Source organism: Streptomyces sp. AA1529, from assembly GCF_000280905.1.
GTDB lineage: Bacteria > Actinomycetota > Actinomycetes > Streptomycetales > Streptomycetaceae > Streptomyces.
In genome coordinates this window covers 128,743-147,872 of the sequence record NZ_ALAP01000018.1, presented here as the reverse complement: position 1 = coordinate 147,872, position 19,130 = coordinate 128,743, and the positions used below count along the sequence as shown (strand labels likewise).

The 19,130-nt window shown below is 74.4% G+C and carries 22 protein-coding genes; 17 read left to right on the top strand and 5 right to left on the bottom strand.

Annotated elements, in window-relative coordinates; genetic code table 11:
- Positions 1-197 precede the first annotated feature (197 nt).
- The 3 genes from rplM (at position 198) to glmM (ending at position 2,837) form a co-directional block, all read left to right on the top strand.
- Entirely contained in the window at positions 198-641 is a 444-nt protein-coding gene (gene rplM / locus A949_RS0105045) for a 50S ribosomal protein L13 (protein ID WP_019354922.1), read from the top strand.
- 42 nt (positions 642-683) lie between these two features.
- Positions 684-1,187: a 30S ribosomal protein S9 gene (rpsI, locus tag A949_RS0105040; protein ID WP_019354921.1), complete on the top strand. Its 504-nt coding sequence runs from the start codon at positions 684-686 to the stop codon at positions 1,185-1,187.
- Positions 1,188-1,463: 276 nt separating this feature from the next.
- Positions 1,464-2,837 carry a phosphoglucosamine mutase gene (gene glmM, locus A949_RS0105035; RefSeq protein WP_019354920.1) on the top strand — a complete coding sequence of 458 codons (1,374 nt, stop codon included), beginning with the start codon at positions 1,464-1,466 and terminating at the stop codon, positions 2,835-2,837.
- Between the two features lie 131 nt (positions 2,838-2,968).
- Here the strand turns inward: glmM and coaA are convergent, their stop codons facing one another.
- Positions 2,969-3,955 (bottom strand): type I pantothenate kinase, encoded by a 987-nt coding sequence (gene coaA / locus A949_RS0105030; protein WP_019354919.1) that lies wholly within the window; start codon positions 3,953-3,955, stop codon positions 2,969-2,971.
- A 263-nt stretch (positions 3,956-4,218) separates the two neighbouring features.
- Here coaA and A949_RS0105025 point away from each other — a divergent pair, with 263 nt between their 5' ends.
- The 3 genes from A949_RS0105025 (at position 4,219) to A949_RS0105015 (ending at position 6,519) form a co-directional block, all read left to right on the top strand.
- A complete protein-coding gene (locus A949_RS0105025) occupies positions 4,219-4,461 on the top strand; it encodes a hypothetical protein (RefSeq protein WP_019354918.1) in 243 nt (80 codons plus the stop codon).
- A gap of 148 nt (positions 4,462-4,609) precedes the next feature.
- Positions 4,610-4,978 carry a holo-ACP synthase gene (locus tag A949_RS0105020; RefSeq protein ID WP_019354917.1) on the top strand — a complete coding sequence of 123 codons (369 nt, stop codon included), beginning with the start codon at positions 4,610-4,612 and terminating at the stop codon, positions 4,976-4,978.
- Positions 4,979-5,028: 50 nt separating this feature from the next.
- Positions 5,029-6,519: a bifunctional ADP-dependent NAD(P)H-hydrate dehydratase/NAD(P)H-hydrate epimerase gene (locus A949_RS0105015; protein WP_026004355.1), complete on the top strand. Its 1,491-nt coding sequence runs from the start codon at positions 5,029-5,031 to the stop codon at positions 6,517-6,519.
- Positions 6,520-6,598: 79 nt separating this feature from the next.
- Here the strand turns inward: A949_RS0105015 and A949_RS32550 are convergent, their stop codons facing one another.
- Positions 6,599-7,126 (bottom strand): GNAT family N-acetyltransferase, encoded by a 528-nt coding sequence (locus A949_RS32550; RefSeq protein ID WP_037705880.1) that lies wholly within the window; start codon positions 7,124-7,126, stop codon positions 6,599-6,601.
- Between the two features lie 158 nt (positions 7,127-7,284).
- Between A949_RS32550 and A949_RS0105005 the strand changes: the two genes are divergently transcribed.
- The 5 genes from A949_RS0105005 (at position 7,285) to A949_RS0104985 (ending at position 11,631) form a co-directional block, all read left to right on the top strand.
- Positions 7,285-7,842 (top strand): DinB family protein, encoded by a 558-nt coding sequence (locus A949_RS0105005; RefSeq protein WP_019354914.1) that lies wholly within the window; start codon positions 7,285-7,287, stop codon positions 7,840-7,842.
- A gap of 229 nt (positions 7,843-8,071) precedes the next feature.
- On the top strand, positions 8,072-9,187 hold the full coding sequence (alr, locus tag A949_RS0105000) for an alanine racemase (RefSeq protein WP_037705908.1): 1,116 nt from the start codon (positions 8,072-8,074) through the stop codon (positions 9,185-9,187).
- Between the two features lie 82 nt (positions 9,188-9,269).
- Positions 9,270-10,667, top strand: coding sequence for an alpha/beta fold hydrolase (locus A949_RS0104995; RefSeq protein WP_019354912.1), 1,398 nt, complete (start codon positions 9,270-9,272; stop codon positions 10,665-10,667).
- Positions 10,597-11,259 carry a tRNA (adenosine(37)-N6)-threonylcarbamoyltransferase complex ATPase subunit type 1 TsaE gene (gene tsaE, locus A949_RS0104990; RefSeq protein WP_019354911.1) on the top strand — a complete coding sequence of 221 codons (663 nt, stop codon included), beginning with the start codon at positions 10,597-10,599 and terminating at the stop codon, positions 11,257-11,259. The genes A949_RS0104995 and tsaE overlap by 71 nt, the downstream gene beginning before the upstream one ends.
- A gap of 159 nt (positions 11,260-11,418) precedes the next feature.
- Positions 11,419-11,631, top strand: coding sequence for a hypothetical protein (locus tag A949_RS0104985; protein ID WP_019354910.1), 213 nt, complete (start codon positions 11,419-11,421; stop codon positions 11,629-11,631).
- Positions 11,632-11,765: 134 nt separating this feature from the next.
- Here the strand turns inward: A949_RS0104985 and A949_RS0104980 are convergent, their stop codons facing one another.
- Complete coding sequence (locus A949_RS0104980; protein WP_019354909.1) at positions 11,766-12,341, bottom strand: hypothetical protein; 576 nt, start codon at positions 12,339-12,341, stop codon at positions 11,766-11,768.
- Positions 12,342-12,692: 351 nt separating this feature from the next.
- Between A949_RS0104980 and A949_RS0104975 the strand changes: the two genes are divergently transcribed.
- The 6 genes from A949_RS0104975 (at position 12,693) to A949_RS37975 (ending at position 18,090) form a co-directional block, all read left to right on the top strand.
- Positions 12,693-14,234: an LmeA family phospholipid-binding protein gene (locus A949_RS0104975; protein WP_237735748.1), complete on the top strand. Its 1,542-nt coding sequence runs from the start codon at positions 12,693-12,695 to the stop codon at positions 14,232-14,234.
- 129 nt (positions 14,235-14,363) lie between these two features.
- The gene (tsaB, locus tag A949_RS0104970) at positions 14,364-15,038 is read left to right on the top strand and encodes a tRNA (adenosine(37)-N6)-threonylcarbamoyltransferase complex dimerization subunit type 1 TsaB (RefSeq protein WP_026004352.1); all 675 of its coding nucleotides are present in this window, start codon (positions 14,364-14,366) and stop codon (positions 15,036-15,038) included.
- Between the two features lie 125 nt (positions 15,039-15,163).
- Entirely contained in the window at positions 15,164-15,730 is a 567-nt protein-coding gene (rimI, locus tag A949_RS0104965; RefSeq protein ID WP_051019390.1) for a ribosomal protein S18-alanine N-acetyltransferase, read from the top strand.
- A complete protein-coding gene (gene tsaD, locus A949_RS0104960) occupies positions 15,723-16,838 on the top strand; it encodes a tRNA (adenosine(37)-N6)-threonylcarbamoyltransferase complex transferase subunit TsaD (RefSeq protein WP_019354905.1) in 1,116 nt (371 codons plus the stop codon). Before rimI ends, tsaD begins: the two co-directional genes overlap by 8 nt.
- Positions 16,838-17,095 carry a hypothetical protein gene (locus A949_RS0104955; protein WP_019354904.1) on the top strand — a complete coding sequence of 86 codons (258 nt, stop codon included), beginning with the start codon at positions 16,838-16,840 and terminating at the stop codon, positions 17,093-17,095. Before tsaD ends, A949_RS0104955 begins: the two co-directional genes overlap by 1 nt.
- A gap of 281 nt (positions 17,096-17,376) precedes the next feature.
- Positions 17,377-18,090 carry a hypothetical protein gene (locus A949_RS37975; RefSeq protein ID WP_158687546.1) on the top strand — a complete coding sequence of 238 codons (714 nt, stop codon included), beginning with the start codon at positions 17,377-17,379 and terminating at the stop codon, positions 18,088-18,090.
- Here A949_RS37975 and A949_RS0104945 read toward each other — a convergent pair.
- Together A949_RS0104945 and A949_RS0104940 are read right to left on the bottom strand one after the other, a co-directional pair.
- On the bottom strand, positions 18,075-18,800 hold the full coding sequence (locus A949_RS0104945; RefSeq protein WP_019354902.1) for a contact-dependent growth inhibition system immunity protein: 726 nt from the start codon (positions 18,798-18,800) through the stop codon (positions 18,075-18,077). The two genes, A949_RS37975 and A949_RS0104945, sit on opposite strands and share 16 nt — an antisense overlap.
- Before the next feature lie 12 nt (positions 18,801-18,812).
- Positions 18,813-19,118, bottom strand: coding sequence for an RNase A-like domain-containing protein (locus A949_RS0104940; RefSeq protein ID WP_026004351.1), 306 nt, complete (start codon positions 19,116-19,118; stop codon positions 18,813-18,815).
- Positions 19,119-19,130: the final 12 nt, after the last annotated feature.

Sequence of the window (19,130 nt, the reverse complement as noted above, 5' to 3'; positions counted from 1 at the left end):
CGGGGGAGGGTCGGTATCCTGCTGGTTCGTTGTGTGTATTGGCTTGCCTGTTCTCACGTGGGGGGTCTATACACCGGCCTACCGGTCGATGACCAGCGATCGCATGCGGATGCGTCACCGCATGCGATCTCGCCTGTCGTGATCTGCCTGGTTGGCCCTGTCAGGACCCAATCACTGAAGAAGCGAAGGCTACGACCGTGCGTACGTACAGCCCCAAGCCTGGCGACATTCAGCGCCAGTGGCACGTCATCGACGCCCAGGACGTCGTCCTCGGCCGGCTGGCCTCCCAGGCCGCCACTCTCCTGCGGGGTAAGCACAAGCCCGTGTACGCGCCCCACGTCGACACCGGTGACTTCGTCATCATCGTCAACGCCGACAAGGTGCACCTCTCCGGCAACAAGCGCACCCAGAAGATGGCCTACCGCCACTCCGGGTACCCGGGTGGTCTGCGTTCCGTCCGCTACGACGAGCTGCTGGAGAAGACCCCGGAGAAGGCGGTGGAGAAGGCCGTCAAGGGCATGCTCCCCAAGAACTCCCTGGGCCGTCAGATGCTCTCGAAGCTGAAGGTCTACGCGGGCGACCAGCACCCCCACGGTGCCCAGCAGCCCGTGCCGTTCGAGATCAGCCAGGTCGCGCAGTAAGTCCGGCCACCCCCTAAGACAGAAGAGAAGCTGAGGAGAATCGTGGCCGAGACCACCGCCGAGACCCCTGTCGAGGGCGTCGAGGAGTACACGACCGAGACCCCCGAGGCGCCGGAGGAGTACACCTCCGAGTCCCTCGCCTCCCGCTTCGGCGACCCGCAGCCGGCCGCCGGCACCGGTCGTCGCAAGAACGCCATCGCCCGTGTCCGGATCATCCCGGGCTCCGGCCGGTGGAAGATCAACGGTCGCACCCTGGAGGGCTACTTCCCCAACAAGGTGCACCAGCAGGAAGTCAACGAGCCGTTCAAGGTGCTGGAGCTGGACGACCGCTACGACGTGGTCGCCCGCATCTCCGGCGGCGGCATCTCCGGCCAGGCCGGTGCGCTGCGCCTGGGCGTGGCCCGTGCGCTGAACGAGGCGGACGTGGACAACAACCGCGGCCCGCTGAAGAAGGCCGGCTTCCTCACGCGTGACGACCGCGCGGTCGAGCGCAAGAAGGCCGGTCTCAAGAAGGCCCGCAAGGGCACGCAGTACAGCAAGCGCTGACCCGGCGCTCGCTGCTGCGAGCTTTCCGGATGCCCCGTCGGCACCTCTCTTCGGTGCCGACGGGGCATCGGTCGTTCGGGCCCGGCGCCGATCCCCGGTCCGGCATCCGGCCGGGCTCCGGCACGACATCCACCGCCGCGTACGGCGGCGCCCGCGCGGCCACGCCGGCCACGCCGACAACGGGGCGTATACCTGGTGTGCCGGGCCTTCCGGGATCCGCCCGGTGAACAATCCGCACCATCCCGCACAACGCCCCCAGAACTCGGAGGAACGACTGTGGCACGACTCTTCGGAACCGACGGCGTACGCGGCGTCGCCAATGAGGGGCTGACGGCCGAACTGGCGCTCGGGCTGTCCGTCGCGGCGGCCCATGTGCTCACCGAGGCGCAGCCCGGCGCCGATGCGGAGCGGGAGGGCTCGCGGCCGGTCGCCGTGGTGGGCCGGGACCCGCGGGCCTCGGGCGAGTTCCTGGAGGCCGCCGTCGTGGCCGGGCTGGCCAGCGCGGGGGTCGACGTGCTGCGGGTCGGTGTGCTGCCGACGCCCGCCGTGGCCTACCTGACCGGCTCCCTCGGCGCCGACCTGGGCGTGATGCTCTCGGCCAGCCACAACCCGATGCCGGACAACGGCATCAAGTTCTTCGCCCGCGGCGGCCACAAGCTGGCCGACGAGCTGGAGGACCGGATCGAGGCCCTGCACCGCGAGCACGCGGCCGGCGAGCCGTGGGCACGTCCCACCGGTGCCGGGGTGGGCCGGGTCAAGGACTACGACGAGGGCTTCGACAACTACGTCGCCCACCTGGTCGGCGTGCTGCCGAACCGGCTCGACGGGCTGAAGGTCGTCATCGACGGGGCGCACGGCGCCGCGGCGCGTGTCTCGCCGGAGGCGTTCGCGCGGGCGGGGGCCGACGTGGTCACCATCGGCACGGACCCCGACGGCCTCAACATCAACGACGCCTGCGGCTCGACCCACCTCGACGGGCTGCGCGAGGCCGTCGTACGGCACGGTGCGGACCTCGGTGTGGCGCACGACGGCGACGCCGACCGCTGCCTGGCCGTCGACGGGGCCGGGCACGAGGTGGACGGCGACCAGATCCTCGCCGTTCTCGCGCTCGCCATGAAGGAGGCCGGGCAGCTCCGCAAGGACACCGTCGTCGCGACGGTGATGTCGAATCTCGGCTTCAAGCTCGCCATGGAGCGTGCGGGTGTCGAGCTGCTGCAGACGGCGGTCGGCGACCGCTATGTGCTGGAGGAGATGAAGCGCGGCGGGTTCTCGCTCGGCGGCGAGCAGTCGGGGCATGTGATCGTGCTCGACCACGCCACCACCGGCGACGGCACGCTGACCGGTCTGATGCTGGCCGCGCGCGTCGCCGCCACCGGCAGGCCGCTGGCGGAGCTGGCCGGGGTGATGGAGCGGCTGCCGCAGGTGCTGGTGAACGTACCGGACGTGGACAAGGCGCGGGTGGCGACAGCGCCCGAGCTGCTCTCGGCCGTCGCGGAGGCGGAGCGGGAGCTGGGGGAGACGGGCCGGGTGCTGCTGCGGCCCTCCGGGACCGAGCCGCTGGTGCGGGTGATGGTGGAGGCCGCGGACATCGAGCACGCGCGCGCGGTCGCGGGGCGGCTCGCCGACGTGGTCAAGCGCACGCTGGGCTGACCGGCACCGCGGTGACCGGCACTGCGGCGACCGGGGGCGGGGCGCGGCGCGTCCCGCCGGCCCTCCGGTGCCGTCGGCTGTGCCCGGTCACCGCCCGGCGCTGCGCAGGCTCCACGCCCGCCCCGCCGCGGTCACAGCTTGCGCAGGGACAGCCGCTGCACCGTGTGGTCGGCCGCCTTGTGGAGCTGGAGGGTGGCCCGGCCCCGGGTGGGGGCGATGTTCTGCCGCAGGTTGTGCTCGTTGACGGTGCGCCAGGTGGTGCGCGCGTAGTCGAGGGCCTCCGCCTCGGAGACGGCCGTGAACCGGTGGAAGTAGGAGCGCGGGTCCTGGAACGCGGTGGCGCGCAGCGCCCGGAAGCGCTCCAGGTACCAGCGCTCGATGTCGGAGGTGCGCGCGTCCACGTAGACGGAGAAGTCGAAGTGGTCGGCGACGGCCAGCCGGGTGCGGCCGTCCTTGCCGGGCAGCGCCGGCTGGAGGACGTTGAGGCCCTCGACGATGAGGATGTCGGGCCGCCGCACGGTCAGCCGCCGGCCGGGGACGATGTCGTAGTGCAGATGCGAGTAGACCGGGGCCGTCACCTCGGGCTTTCCCGCCTTGACGTCGGCGACGAACCGGGTGAGGGCGCGCCGGTCGTAGGACTCGGGGAAGCCCTTGCGGGACATCAGCCCGCGCCGCTCCAGTTCGGCGGTGGGCAGCAGGAAGCCGTCCGTGGTGACCCGCTCGACGCGGGGGTGCGTCGGCAGCGGGGACTCCTCGCCCGGCGGCCGGGGCCGGGAGAGCAGCGCCTGCAGCAGCCGGGAGACGGTGGACTTGCCGACCGCGACACTGCCCGCGACGCCGATCACGAACGGTGTGCCGCGCTGCGGAGCGGGCCGCTCGGGGCGTCGCGGGTCGTCGAGGAAGGCGTTGAGGGACCTGCGCAGCTCGTGGGTGGCCGCGACGTACAGGTTGATCAGCCGGGACAGCGGCAGATAGATGTCCCGCACCTCGTCCAGGTCGATGACGTCGCCGAGGCCGCGCAGGGCCTCGACCTCGGTGGCGGTCAGCGGGAGCGGGGTGCGCTCGTGCAGGGCGCTCCACTCCGGGCGGCCGAGGTCTACGTAGGGCTTCGTGGGCACGGTGCCATTCTGCGCGGGCAGTGCGGGGTGCCTGCGGCCGGGGCTGCGGACCTCCGGTAACCCCGGTCCGCCGTTGTCCGTCGTCTTGTCCGCCCTCTTGTCCGTCGTCTTGTCCGCCGCCGTTGTCCGCCGTCTGCGGGGGTCCGGTGGGCGCGCCGTCGCGGGCGGTCGGCGTGCTGTGCGGGCGGCTGCCGGTCGTATCGGTCGGACAATCTGCGGACAAACGGTGTACGTGGTGTGCCGAGGGGGGCTATGTTCCGCCCATGTCGCACCCCTTGAGCCGCATACGTCGCCCCCGCCTCCGCCGCACCTCCGATGCCGCACTGACCGGCCACGCCGGACATGTCTACAGCGACCTGGCCGACGGACTCCCCGACGAGGATCTGACCGAGGACCTGACGGATTCGCTGGAGCTGTACGTGATGGGCAGCAAGCCGCGCTGCGAGGAGTCGGAGTACCTGGAGCTGATGGAGGACGCCATAGAGCGCATGGCACGCGGCGAGTGACCCGGCGGGGGAGAGCCCGTTCCGCGCCCTCGCGGCGCGTACCCTCACCCCGTCGGTGATCCGCGGCGCGGCCGCGGCAGGACCGCGGCAGAGCGGTACGACGGCAGGACGGCAGGGCCGGGACGGGGCGTGCGGAAGTGGGACAGCAATGATCATCGGAGTGGGGATCGACGTCGCGGAGATCGACCGCTTCGCCGCCTCGCTGGCGCGGACCCCCGGTATGGCGGACCGGATCTTCGTCGACCGCGAGCTGTGGCTGCCCAGCGGCGAACGCCGCGGCACCGCCTCGCTGGCCGCCCGGTTCGCGGCGAAGGAGGCGCTGGCCAAGGCACTGGGCGCGCCCGGCGGACTGCGCTGGACCGACGCCGAGGTGTGCACCGCCGACTCGGGACGGCCCTATCTGCGGGTCCGGGGCACGGTCGCGGCCTGCGCCGCCGAGCTGGGGGTGCGGGGCTGGCACGTCTCCCTCTCGCACGACGCCGGGGTCGCCTCGGCCGTCGTCGTCGCGGAGGGCTGAGCCCGGCCCCCCGGGGCGCGACCGGGTGAGACGGACGCCACACTGGGGGCATGAGGACTGGTTACGGGGTGCAGACCGTGCGTGCCGCCGAGGCGTCGCTCATGGCCCGGCTGCCGGAGGGCGCGCTGATGCAGCGGGCCGCCGCCGGGCTGGCGGCGGCGTGCAGCGGCCTGCTGGGGCGGACCTACGGGGCCCGGGTGGTGCTCCTCGTCGGCAGCGGCGACAACGGCGGGGACGCCCTCTACGCGGGTGCCCGGCTCGCCCGGCGCGGCGCGGGGGTGACGGCGGTGCTGCTGGCACCCGAACGCGTGCACGAGGGCGGGCTGGCCGCGCTGCGGGCCGCCGGGGGACGGGCGCTGCCCGCGCCGGGTGCGGTGCTGGAGGGCGTCGCCGCGCCGGTGGCTCCCGTGCTGGCCCGCGCCGATCTGGTGCTGGACGGGATCGTCGGGATCGGCGGCACGGGCGGGCTGCGGCCCGCCGCCGTCGAACTGGCCGACCTGGTGCGGGAGGCGGGGGTGCCGGTCGTCGCCGTCGACCTGCCCAGCGGGGTGGCCGCCGACACCGGCGAGGTGCCGGGCCCGGTGCTGCCCGCCGGGGCGACGGTCACCTTCGGCGCGTACAAGCCCGGTCTGCTGGTCGACCCCGCCCGGGAGCTGGCCGGCGCCGTCCGGCTGATCGACATCGGTCTGGAGCCGCACCTGCCCGCCGTCCCGGATGTGGAGGCGCTGCAGCACGCCGACGTGGCCCGCCTGCTGCCGAGGCCGCAGGCGGAGAGCGACAAGTACCGGCGCGGCGTCGTCGGCGTCGTCGCGGGCTCAGGCCGCTATCCGGGGGCCGCCGTGCTGGCCGTCTCCGGGGCGCTGCGCAGTGGCGCGGGCGCGGTGCGGTACGTGGGGCCGGGCACGGAGGCGGTGGTCTCCCGCTATCCGGAGACCCTGGTCTCCGAGGGGCCGCCCGGGCACGCCGGGCGGGTGCAGGCGTGGGCCGTCGGCCCCGGGCTGGGCGACGAACCGGCCGCCCGGCAGGCCGTCGACGAGGTGCTGGCCGGGGATGTCCCCGTGCTCGTGGACGCGGACGGGCTGCGGCTGATGGACCCGGACGCGGTGCGCGCCCGCACCGCCCCCACCCTGCTGACGCCACACGCCGGGGAGGCCGCGGCGCTGCTCGGCACGGCCCGCGAGGAGGTCGAGGCGGGCCGGCTGGCCGCGGTCCGCGAGCTGGCCCGGCGCACCGGGGCCACCGTGCTGCTCAAGGGCTCCACGACGCTGGTCGCCGAACCGCCCGGCACCGACGACGCCCCGATGTCCCCCGTGCGGGTGAATGCGACCGGTACGGGGTGGCTGGCGACGGCCGGCAGCGGCGATGTGCTCACCGGGCTGGCCGGGGGACTGCTGGCGGCCGGACTCCCCGCCCTCGACGCCGCCTCCGCCGCCGCCTATCTGCACGGCCTCGCCGGCCGGCTGGCCACCGACCCGCCCGCCGCGACGGACCTCGCCGAGGCACTGGCCCCCGCGTGGCAGGACGTCCTGCGGGGGACGTGAGCCGCCTGCCGCGCCGCGGTGCCGGGCGGCACCGGGCACGGCGCCGCGGCCCGTTCGGGGGCGTCTGGGGCCGGTGGGCCTACTCCGGGACGGCCGTCCGCTCCTGCGGCGGTACGGGAGCCGGGGTGAGCTGTTTGCCGAACCAGTGGTCCGCGTAGGGCGAGTCGTTGAACGGGGCGATCTCCTCGTACCCGAGCCGCGCGTACAGCCGCCTGGCCTCCACCAGGTCGTGCCGGGTGTCCAGCCGCACCGTGGCGGCACCCATCCGCAGCGCGGTGCGCTCGGCGGTGTCGACCAGCAGCTTGCCCAGGCCCCCCTTGCGGGCGTGCGGGGCGACCCAGACGCGGCGCAGTTCGGCCGTCGTGGGCGTCATCATCAGGACGGCCGCACAGCCGGCGACGGCGCCGTCCGCGTGCCCGCGGGCCAGCAGGAAGACTCCCGCGGGCGGGGTGAGCGCGTCGTCCGGCTCCGCGGCCAGCGCCGCGTCGATCTCCTGCTCGGTCGCGGGGCGGCCGTAGTACCGGCCCGCGATCTCGCCGATGTAGGTGCGCACTGTGGCGACCGCGGCCGGGCTCTGCACGGGTTCGGGTTCAATGGTCCACGTCACGGGGCCATTGTCCGAACCCGTGCACAGCCCGGCAACGCCTTTTCGCTGCCCCGTGGGTGCCTGCGCCGGCGCTCCGGCGGGGCGGTTCCGCCGGTCCCCGGCAGGCGCCGCCGGGGACGCCGGCCCGCACTGTCGGTGGGCGGTGCCACACTCCGCAGATGAGCGAACAGAGCGCCGCGGGCGCGATGCCGACCGCCTTCTCCGTGCCGTGGGCGGACGGCACACGGGAACCGCTGCCGCTGGTGGGCGACGAGCGGGAGCTGCTGACCCGCTGTCTCGACCACTACCGGGAGACACTGCTGCTCAAGTGCACAGGCGTGCCTGCCGAGGCGCTCTCGGAGCGTGCGGTACCGCCCTCGGGGCTGACCCTGCACGGGCTGCTGCGGCACCTGGCCGGGGTGGAGCGCTGGTGGTTCCGCATCCAGCTCGCCGGGGAGGAGGTGCCGCTGCTGTACTACTCGGACGACGACCCCGACCAGGACTTCGACTCCCTGGCGGGCGACCCGGCCGAGGCGCTGGCGGTGTGGCGTGCGGAGTGCGAGCGCTCCCGCGAGATCGTCGCTGCCAGGGACCTGGACGCGACCGGGACGCACGCGCGCACGGGCGACCCCGTCTCGGTCCGCCGCGTGCTCCTCCACCAGATCGCCGAGTACGCGCGCCACTGCGGCCACGCCGACCTGCTGCGCGAACGCATCGACGGTGCGACCGGCTACTGAGGGCCCCGCCGATCCGGGCACCTGCGACACTGAACCCGTGAACGACGTGCCACAGGTGTCCCACCCCACCCACCTGCCCGTCCCCGGCGCGGACGCCGCCGAAGACGCCGCCGCCGGACGCGGAGCTGCCGAGCGCGGCGGGAGCGGACCCCCGCCCCACCCGGGCGCGTCGGCCTCCGCCCCCCGTCCCGGCGGGGCCCCCGCCGCACCCGGCCGGGCGTGCGCCGAGATCGATCTCGGCGCCGTGCGGGACAACGTGCGGGCCCTGCGCGGCTACGCGCCGCGGGCCGAGCTGATGGCCGTGGTCAAGTCGGACGGCTACGGGCACGGTGCGGTGCGCTGTGCCCGGGCCGCACGGCAGGCCGGGGCCGGCTGGCTGGGGGCCGCCACCCCGCAGGAGGCCTTCGCGCTGCGGGACGCCGGGGACACCGGCCGGCTGATGTGCTGGCTGTGGACGCCGGGCGGGCCGTGGCAGGAGGCCGTCGAACGGGACATCGACGTCTCGGCGAGCAGCCACTGGGCGCTGGAGGAGATCGTGGCGGCGGCCCGCGCGGCCGGACGCACCGCGCGGGTGCAGCTGAAGGTGGACACCGGGCTCGGGCGCAACGGCTGCCAGCCCGCCGACTGGCCGCGGTTGGTGGCGGCGGCGCGGGCGGCCGAGGCGGAGGGCGCGCTGCGGGTGACCGGGGTGTGGGCGCACTTCGCCTGCGCCGACGAACCGGGCCACCCCGCCAACGCCGCGCAGCTCGACGCCTTCCGGGAGGCCGTCGCGGTCGCGGAGCGCGCCGGGCTCGACCCCGAGGTGCGGCACCACGCGAACTCCCCCGCGACCCTCACCCTGCCCGAGTCCCACTTCGACCTCGTCCGTACCGGGGTCTCGGTCTACGGCCTCTCGCCGTCGCCGGAGGTCGGTACGGCCGACAGCCTCGGGCTGCGCCCGGCGATGACGCTCAGCGCCTCGCTGGCGCTGGTCAAGCAGGTGCCCGGCGGCCACGGGGTCGGCTACGGGCACGCCTACACCACCCCGGGCGAGACGACCCTGGGGCTGGTTCCGCTCGGCTACGGCGACGGCCTGCCGCGGCACGCGTCCGGGGCCGGTCCGGTGCTGGTCGCCGGGAAGTGGCGCACGGTCGCCGGCACGGTGGCCATGGACCAGTTCGTCGTCGACCTGGGCGGCGACGCGGCGGCGGCGGGCGACCGCGCCGTCCTCTTCGGCCCCGGCGACGGGGGCGAGCCGACCGCCGAGGACTGGGCCCGCGCCGCGGGCACCATCTCCTACGAGATCGTCACCCGGATCAGCGCACGGGTACCCCGGGTATACGCCAATGAGCAGGCCGAGGGCTGAGCCGGGCAGCGGCACGGCGGTCGGCCGCGGACACCGGTGACGGACGGGACGGAACCGCGCGTACGGGACGGACGGGGGCGGCATGAGCGACGGCAGCAGCACACGGGACGCGGTCGGGGCGGTCGACGGCAGCGCGTCCGGCGCCTCCGGGGGCGCGGGCTGGCCCCGCCGGGCGGGAGTCGCGGGCGCCGCCCTCGGCGCCGTCGCGGCCGGGGTCGCGCTCGAACGCCTCACCGTGCACCGTTCCGTACGCCGCAAGGCGCGGCTGGCGCTCGATGCCGCGGGGCCGTACGGCACGCTGCGGGGGACCCCCGGCCGGGTCCGGGCCGCGGACGGCACGGAGCTGTACTACGAGGTCGACGAGCCCGCCGACTTCCCGCTCCCGCGCACGGGCCCCGCGGCGCCCGCCCCCGGGTCCGGCGACGGGCTGGGCGGCCCCGCGGTCAGCCCGGTCCCGCTGCCCGGGGCGGAGTCGGCAGCGCGGCCCGGCCGGGACGCGGCCGAGGGCGCTGCCGGGCCGGTGGCCGGGTACTGGTCGCGGCTGGTGGAGCTGGTGCGGGGCCGGGGCGGCACCGGCAGCGCGCCGCTGACCGTGGTGTTCTCGCACGGCTACTGCCTCAGCCAGGACGTGTGGCACTTCCAGCGGGCCGCGCTGCGCGGCGCCGTCCGATGCGTCTACTGGGACCAGCGCAGCCACGGCCGCTCGGCGCGGGCCGCGGCCGGCGAGCCGGTCTCCATCGATCTGCTGGGACGCGATCTGAAGGCCGTCCTCGACGCCGCCGCACCCGAGGGGCCGGTGGTGCTGGTGGGGCATTCGATGGGCGGGATGACGCTGATGGCCCTGGCCGAGCAGTACCCGGAGTACGTCGAAGAGCGCGTCGCGGGCGTGGCGCTGCTGGGCACCAGCGCGGGCGGGCTCGGCGAGGTGACCTACGGGCTGCCGGCCGCCGGGGTGCGCACCGTGCGCCGGGTGGTGCCGGGGGTGCTCCGCGCGCTGGCGGCCCAGTCCGAACTGGTCGAGCGCGGCCGCCGGGTCACCGCCGACCTGTTCGCCGGGGTGGTCAAGCGGTACTCGTTCGGCAGCCCCCGCGAGGTGGACCCGGGGGTGGCGCGGTTCGCGGAGCGGCTGATCGAATCCGTGCCGGTGGATGTCGTCGCGGAGTTCTATCCCGCCTTCGCCGAGCACGAGAAGACCGCCGCGCTGGCCGCGTTCGCCGACCGCCCGGCGCTGGTGCTGGCCGGGGACCGCGACCTGATGACGCCGAGCGAGCACAGCGAGCGGATCGTGGTGGCACTGCCGGGCGCCGCGTACGTGCTCCTGGAGGCGACCGGGCACCTGGCCATGCTGGAGCGTCCGGAGCCGGTGAACGAGCAGCTGGCCGAGTTGCTGGCGCGTACCATCCGGACCCATGGAAGCACCGCACGACCAGCATCCCGCTCCGCCTCCGCAGGCTCCTCCCGGCGACCGCACCGGCGCTGACGGCACCGGCAGCACCGGCAGCACCGGCGGGGCGGCGGGCGCCCCGCGCAACGAGACCACCTTCACCGTGCCCACGGCCGACGCCATGCGGGCGCTCGGCCTGCGGCTGGCCGGACTGCTGCGCGCCGGTGACCTCGTCCTCCTGACGGGTGAACTCGGCGCCGGGAAGACCACCTTGACGCGCGGCCTGGGCGAGGGCCTGGGGGTGCGCGGCGCCGTGACCTCGCCCACCTTCGTCATCGCCCGGGTGCACCCGCCGCTGGCGGACGGCCCGCCGCTGGTGCATGTGGACGCCTACCGGCTGGGCGGCGGACTGGAGGAGATGGAGGACCTGGATCTGGACGTCTCGCTGCCGGATTCGGTGGTCGTCGTGGAGTGGGGCGAGGGCAAGGTCGAGGAGCTCACCGAGCAGCGGCTGCACGTCGTCCTCACCCGTGCGACGGGCCAGGACGCCCCGCCCGGCGAGGGTGCCGCGCCCTCCGGCGAAGGCGTCGGCGACACCGGGCCGGAGGCGGCCGAGGACGTGCGGACGGTCACCCTCGTGGGGGTCGGACCGCGCTGGGCCGCCGAGGACCTCGGAGCTCTCGGGTAGCCGCCCGGCGCCCGGTCCGGGCGCCCCGGCGTGCCGACACGGTGTCGGCAAGATGTTGCGCGGTCGGCGCGGACCGTGGTCCCATGGGAGGTGAGAGCACGGTTAGGTATGCCTAAGTGTAGGCCTCGCGGCCACCGTGCCGACGCCCCTGGAGGAGCCATGACCGCACAGCAGTCTCAGCAGCGGGCGCCGCACGCGCCTGCGCGGGACGAGTCGGCGTCCGCCGGTGGACACCCGCACGGCACGCCGCCCATGAGCGAACTGCTCGCGTCCTGCGCCGCCGCGGCCGCCGTCTCCAGCCCGCCCTCGGACGCCGGCACTCCCGACGAGGAGACCGGCCCGGCCGAGCGGGCGCCGTCCGCGGACCGCTGAGGGCTGTGTCCGCAAGCGGCCGCCGTGTCCGTACGTGACCGGGGGCCGCACTCCGCGGGTGCGAATGGTCCCGCGGCGGCCCGTGTCCCGGCACTCCAGGACACCGCGACGGGGCGAACGGCGAACGGGGCCGGCTAGCGCACCACCACGACGCGGGTCCCGATGGGCGCGTGCAACCACAGCGCCTCACCGTCGGTGCGCTTCTCGCGGATGCCGCCCGTCCTGCGGGAGGCGTCCGGCTCCGGCGTCGAGCCGTCGAGCGCCGCGCTGAAGCCGACCGTGACACCGTCCACGTCGGCGAACCGCACCACGTTCTCGACCGGGACGCCGTCCGAGCCGGTCACATGGGAGGCGCGCGAGGTGACCTTGTAGGCGCCCGGCTCGGGGTCGACGGTGCTGGGGAAGACCTCGAAGGTCCTGCCGGCCTTGCCGTTCTTGCCGACCAGCCACACCCGCTGCCGCTTCAGCGCGTAGACGACGCGATGGCCCCGGCCGGAGTCGCCGGGCAGCGCGGTGTCCGGCTCGGCGGGGGTGCGGTTCTTCCCGTCCGAGGCGCCGGGGGAGGGCTTGGCCGACTTCGCCGCTGACGGTTTCTCGGAGCGGTCCTGGGCGGCCGACGCCTGGTATGCGAAGAAGCCGACCACGGCGAGTGCCGCCGCCGTCAGCCCGGCCACGATCACCCCGGCGCTGCTGCCGCTGCTGCGTGCCACCGTGCGCTGCCACCTCTCCTGCCCGCGGGCTCCTGCGGCGGACTGCCGTCCGTCCCGTCCGGGAGCCGACCTCGGGTCGACGGTAGCAGCAGGCGTGCCGCGCCCGGTTCGGGGCGGAGCACAGGGCCGGTGGGCGGTGGGGGAGGAGGAACGCCGGGGCGACGGTGGCGGGGAGGACCGGGCGGTGGGGGGAGGAGCTTGGAGTAACGTCCGCGCTTGTGTTCGCATAAGCCGATGACCCCCCACGGTTCATCGACAAACTCCACAACCCCCATACCGAAAGTTCCCGAACCCCAGGACCAGCAGGGCCAGTTCCGGGTGCACCGGGAGCGGTCCCCGGCCGGCCGGCGCGTGGACGGCCCCCAGGGGCGGGGCGCCGGGCCGGAGCACCCCCACGCCCCGGCCAACCCCTACGACGAACTGGCGTCGCCGGCCCCGCCGGACACGGCTCCGTCCGGCACCCCCGCCCCCAACCCGTACGAGGCGCTCGGGGACGGCGCGGGGAGCGCGGACGGCGGGTACGGCGGGTACGGCGGATACCCGGGGTACACGGGGTATGGCGTGGCCGGGTCCGGGGCTGCCTCCGGTGCCGAGGAGCCGTACGAGGGCGGATTGCGGGGCCTCGGTCTGCGCTCCGACCACGACGAGCCCGCCTACGAGGACCGGATGCCGTATCTGCGGGCCGTCCGCAGGCGTCGCCGCTCCCGGCTGTCCCGCACCGTCAAGCTCGGCGTCGTCTGCTGCGCACTGCTGGCGTTCCTCGGCGTCGCCGACCGGTGGGCCGCGCTCTACGCCGAGGGCAAGGCCGCCGACCAGGTCCAGAGCGCGCTGAAGCTGCACGCCCGCCCCGAAGTGCACATCGACGGCTTCCCCTTCCTCACCCAGGTGGCGCGGAACCGGCTGGACGATGTGGAGGTGGCGATTCCCGATGTGCCCGCGGGCCGGGTCTCGGTGGCCCAGGTCAGCGGCCGGGTCAAGGACGTGCGGATCATCGGCGACGCGCCCTCCTCCGTCCGCGGTGCGGTGCTGGGCCGGATGAAGGGCGACGTGCTGCTCGACTTCGACGACCTCGACCGGGAACTGGGCACCTCGCAGGTGACGTTCACCCCGGGCGGTACGCACACCGTGCTGGCGGCGGGCGCGCTGCCCGTCGCGGACACCGAGGTCAAGGTGCGGGCGCGCGCCCACCTCGCCCGTACCGGTGATCACGGCGTGGGCACCACGGTGGACGACATGCGGCTGGTCGTGCCCGAGCTGTTCAGCTTCACCCCGGGCACCGGCGAGGAGGCCGGGCTGCGGCTCGCCCGTCCGCTGGCCGAGCGCATCCGGCAGGACCGCGACAAGGCTCGCGCCCTGTTCGGGGTGCGGTCCATCGCGCGGCGGTTCGGCATGACGCCGGAGCAGGCCCGGCAGGCCCGGCACAGCGACCGGGAGCTGAGCCGGGTGACGGGCACACCGGACTTCGTGGACAAGGTGATGCGTCTCAATCTGCTCGATGTCGCCGTGCGGCATCCGAAGCTGCTGGAGAAGGCGGGGATCGATCCGGCCCTGGTGGCGGCCCTGGAGAAGCTCGAGGAGCCGAAGCTCGCGGACAAGCTCGCCCTCCGCGTCAGGCTGCCCGACCTCCCCGGTGACGTGCGGCTGCGCGGCATCTCGGTGGCCGAGGAGGGCATCCGCGCCGAGCTGACCGGCACCGATGTCCCGTTCGGCGAGGGAGCCACGAACGGGGGAAACGCCACGGCAGACACCGACGGCAGCAGCGACCGGAAGAACGCGCGGCGGGAAGCCCCCGGCCACCGGCGGGAGGCCGGGGCGCACGGGGGCACCGACGGGCGCGGCAATGGCGCCGACGGGCGCGGGAACGCGGCGATGCACCCGGTGCCGCACCGCTGACCTACCGCTGCCGCATCACCGACGCACCGGGTGGAGCTCTGTGGTGTACGGCACGTCCCGGCCGCCCGGCAGGGGGCGGCGGGCCCGCGCGGGTGAGAGCGGGCCGTGCGGGCGCCGTAGGCTGGTCGGGTGTTGATGCTCGCGCTGGATACCGCCACACCCGCCGTCACCGTCGCACTCCACGACGCGGACGGCGACCGCACGCTCGCCGCCGCCCACCAGGTCGACGCCCGCCGCCACGGCGAACTGCTGCTGCCCTGCGTGGACGCGGTGCTGGCGGAGGCGGGCCGGAAGCTGGCGGAGGTCACCGACGTGGTGGTCGGCGTCGGACCGGGCCCCTACACCGGACTGCGGGTCGGTCTGGCGACCGCGGAGGCGTTCGCGGCGGCGCTGGGCCAGCGGGTGCACGGCGTGTGCACGCTCGACGGCATCGCGTACGCCTCGGGCCTGGCCGAGCCGTTCGTCGTCGCCACCGACGCGCGCCGCAAGGAGGTCTACTGGGCCCGGTACGCCGACGCGCGCACCCGCAGCACCGACCCGGCCGTGGACCGGCCCGCGGAGATCGAGGCCGGCGAGGAGGGGATCGGCGCACTGCCCGCGGTCGGCGCGGGCGCGGTGCTGTACGAGTCGGTCTTCCGGGGCGTGCGCCACGACCTGCCCGCCGACCAGTCGGCCGCGGCCCTCGCCCGGCTCGCGGCCGAGCGGCTGGCCCGGGGCGAGGAGCTGCTGCCGCCGCGTCCGCTGTATCTGCGGCGCCCCGACGCGCAGGTGCCCGCCAACTACAAGGTGGTCACCCCGCGGTGAGCGCCGCCGACCGAGCCGCCGGCCACGCTCCGGACGACGTGGCCGGCGCCGCCGTCGGCCGCGGTTCCGGCCCCGCGCGCGCGGGCGGCGCGGAGGGCGGGGAGAGCCGCGTCGGACTGCGCGAGATGCGCTGGTGGGACATCGAGCCCGTGCTCGCGCTGGAGCAGCGGCTCTTTCCCGAGGACGCCTGGTCGGCCGGGATGTTCTGGTCCGAGCTGGCGCACGCACGGGGAGCGGACGCCACCCGGCGGTACCTGGTCGCCGAGGAGGCGGCCCCGGCCGCGGCGGCGGAACCGGCGGGCCGCCTCGTCGGCTACGGCGGTCTGGCGGCTGTCGGCGGCACGGGGGACATCCAGACCATCGGCGTGCTGCCCGGCCATCGGGGCACCGGCCTCGGCGCGCGGCTGCTGCGGGCGCTGCTGCGGGCCGCCACGGACTTCGAGTGCGCCGAGGTGCTGCTGGAGGTGCGGGTGGACAACGCGCCCGCGCAGCGCCTGTACGAGCGCTTCGGTTTCGTCCCCATCGGCATCCGGCGCGGCTACTACCAGCCCACCGGCACCGACGCGCTCGTGATGCGGCTGGCCGACCCCGCCGGGTACGCGGCTGCCGCCGACACCTCGGGGGACGCCCCCGCGAACACCCTTCCGCACCCGCACCCGCACCCGCACCAAGGAACGAAGAGCCATGGCTGACGAACCGCTCGTTCTCGGCATCGAGACCTCCTGCGACGAGACCGGCGTCGGAATCGTGCGCGGCCACACGCTGCTGGCCGACGCCGTCGCCTCCAGCGTGGACACCCACGCCCGGTTCGGCGGCGTCGTCCCCGAGATCGCCAGCCGGGCGCATCTGGAGGCGATGGTGCCGACGATCGACCGCGCGCTGGAGCAGGCCGGGGTCGCCGCCACCGACCTGGACGGCGTCGCGGTGACGGCGGGCCCGGGGCTCGCCGGGGCGCTGCTGGTCGGCGTCTCGGCGGCGAAGGCGTACGCGTACGCGCTGGGCAAGCCGCTCTACGGCGTCAACCACCTGGCCTCGCACATCTGCGTCGACCAGCTCGAACACGGTGCGCTGCCCGAGCCCACGATGGCGCTGCTGGTCTCCGGCGGCCACTCGTCGCTGCTGCTGGCGCCCGACATCACCGCCGACGTCCGGCCGCTGGGCTCCACCATCGACGACGCGGCGGGCGAGGCGTTCGACAAGGTCGCCCGGGTGCTCAACCTCGGCTTCCCCGGCGGCCCGGTGATCGACAAGTACGCGAAGGAGGGCGACCCGGCGGCCATCGCCTTCCCGCGCGGGCTGACCGGACCGCGCGACGCGCCCTACGACTTCTCCTTCTCCGGCCTCAAGACGGCCGTCGCCCGTTGGATCGAGGCGAAGCGGAACGCGGGCGAGGAGGTGCCCGTCGCGCATGTCGCCGCCTCCTTCCAGGAGGCCGTCACCGATGTGCTGACCCGCAAGGCCCTGCGCGCCTGCCGGGACGAGGGCGTCGACCATCTGATGATCGGCGGCGGGGTCGCGGCCAACTCCCGGCTGCGGGCCATGGCCCAGGAGCGGTGCGCCGACGCGGGCATCACCCTGCGGGTCCCCCGGCCCAAGCTGTGCACCGACAACGGCGCCATGGTGGCGGCGCTCGGCGCCGAGATGGTGGCACGCAACCGTGCCGCCTCCGCCTGGGACCTGCCCGCGGACTCCTCGCTCCCGGTGACGGAACCGCATGTCCCGGATCCGTCGGCGGCCCCGGACCACGACCACGACCACGACCACGTGCACGAGCTGAGCAGGAAGAACCTCTACGCCTGATGCCGACCGTCGCCCTCATGTGGGAGGCCAAGGCCGCCCCCGGCCGCGGGCCCGAACTGCTCTCCTGGGCCCGCAACCGGGAACTGCCCGCGGACCTCCGCTGCGAACGCCGCGAACACTTCACGGCCCCGGGCGACCGGGTCCTGGTCGTCACCTGCTGGGCGGGCGGATACGACGCGGACGTCCCCGAGCTGCCCGACCCCCCACCGGAGCTGTCCGCCCGCCCGGTGCACCGGTGGCGGTTCGAGCGCGTGTGAGCCAGCGTGACCGGAGGCAGGGGGTGGATATGAACGGAGGCATCGGAGCCATGGTCGCCGAGTGCTGGGAACCTCGGGACGCAGATGAGGTACTCGACGCTCTGGGGCCCGGCGATTCCTGGCCTGTTCGAAGTGCACGCGCCGTCCTGCGGCCGGATCGGACACTCGCTCCCGGCTGGACGCGCCGCTCCCGGGTGCTGCGTGACCGTGCGAGGGGCACCGTTGTGGGGCTGGTGGGCGTGTACGCCGAGGATGCGGATTCACTGAGATGCGAGGGCCTCGTGGAGATCGTGCCCGAGTCGCGTCGTTGCGGTTACGGCGGCGAGGCGCTGACCGTGCTGCGAGAGCTGGCCGCAGCCGGGGGATTCGAGCGGCTGCGCGTATCCGTTCCGAATGGTGGGGGAGGCCAGCGGTTCTTGCGAGCACATGGTTTCGATCAGGTGGGGTGGGTGAAGCAGTTCTCCTTGCCGGCGCTGCGACCGCGTCCGAGCGCCTTCGCGTTGCCGACTCGTCGGACACGCACCTGTGGGACTTTGACGGCCGAGTATTACGCCGATGTACGTGAGGCGCCCGGCGCAGTGCTGACTGCCTGGCAGGACGCGGTGTCCGACGCCGACGACGGGCACCGCATGAGTGCCGAGGAACTCCGCGAGACGGTGTTCTTCGCCGAGGAATGGAACGAGGAAGAACAGCAGCCGCTGCTGGCCGTCTTGCGCCAGGACGGCGGCGTCGCCGGTGTCCTGCGGCTCGATGAGCCCTTCCACAACGACGAGCTGGAGCTTGAGGGCGGCCCGTGTGGTTTCGGGAGTCCCTCCGAGGCGGCTGATGTCGCACGCGTTCTTCTGCGCACGGTGCGGGAGCTGCTGCCCTACCACTCCTTCAGCTGCGAGCTGACCGAGCAGCAGAACGGCATGGCTGCCGCCTTGGCGGAACAGCAGGCGCGGCTGGTCTGGGATGTGGTGCGGCTGGAGGAGGCTGTTCACTCCATGGGCTGAGTCTCTTGGGCCTGCTGCACCCGCTCGGCTGGAGTCTGGGTCCCGTACCGGGTCGACGGCTGGGAAACCCGCTCCGCGACGCGGACGAGCCACGCCGCTGGCGTGTACGGAGCCGGAGGATCTACCTCCATGCCGAGTTCGGTGACGGCCGTGGAGTACTCGATCTCCTCCAGATCCGATGCCAGCAGCTCCCGTAGCTCACCGCACAGCCGGGCGACGAGTCCGGGATCGGTGGTGCCGAGGTAGTCGGCGAGTGCCTCATCGTGCTCGCCGAATTCGTCCGGCATTTCCTGTGAGAACCATCCGCCCAGAAGCTGTCCCAGTTCGGGGAAGCGCGCATGCCACTCCCAATGAGTCTGCGGCGGTCCGGGCGGCGGAGCGTCGCCGCTCTCGACGCTCGCCCGGATGTGCTGCGCGAGTTGCTGCAGCCACTCCTGGACGTTGCTCTCAGGGATTCCCACATCCGGTACCGGGTAGAACTCGCCCAGCTTGTGCCGCAGCCGTCCCGGCGGGTTCTGCGCGTACTCACGCAGTTGTTGCTCCGCCGTGCCCAGCGCCCACGGCCGGTTCTGCCAGGTGTGGCGGAGGTAGGCGGTGAGCGCTTCACTGCGCTCGTCGGCGGTGTCGTCCGCCGTCCGGCCCAGGTACGCGGTCAGGACCTGATCCAGTTCGCCGTACTTGCGGTCGTGGACGAGGGGCTTCATGGACATCCGGGAAAGCTCCTAGAGGTAGACCGGGAACGAGGCGTGTACCGAGAAGCCGTTTTCCTGGGAGGGGTCTCTTCTCAGCACGACGCGAGCGGCTCGCACCTCGATCGCCCCGCGCCCCGCCAGCATCATCGCCTGCAGCAGCACACGTCCTACCGGTTCCTGTCGCGAGGGCCACGCCGCCTCGATGGTCAGCCGTTGCCGCGTGCCCTGCGCCAACCACCGGTGGATTCGCTGCTCGTTCCGGGTGACGACTTGCTGCGTGCACCATTGCGCGGTCGCACGGTCGGGATAGGTGGCAGCTCTGGTGGGGGAGGTCACGTGAGCACCTTA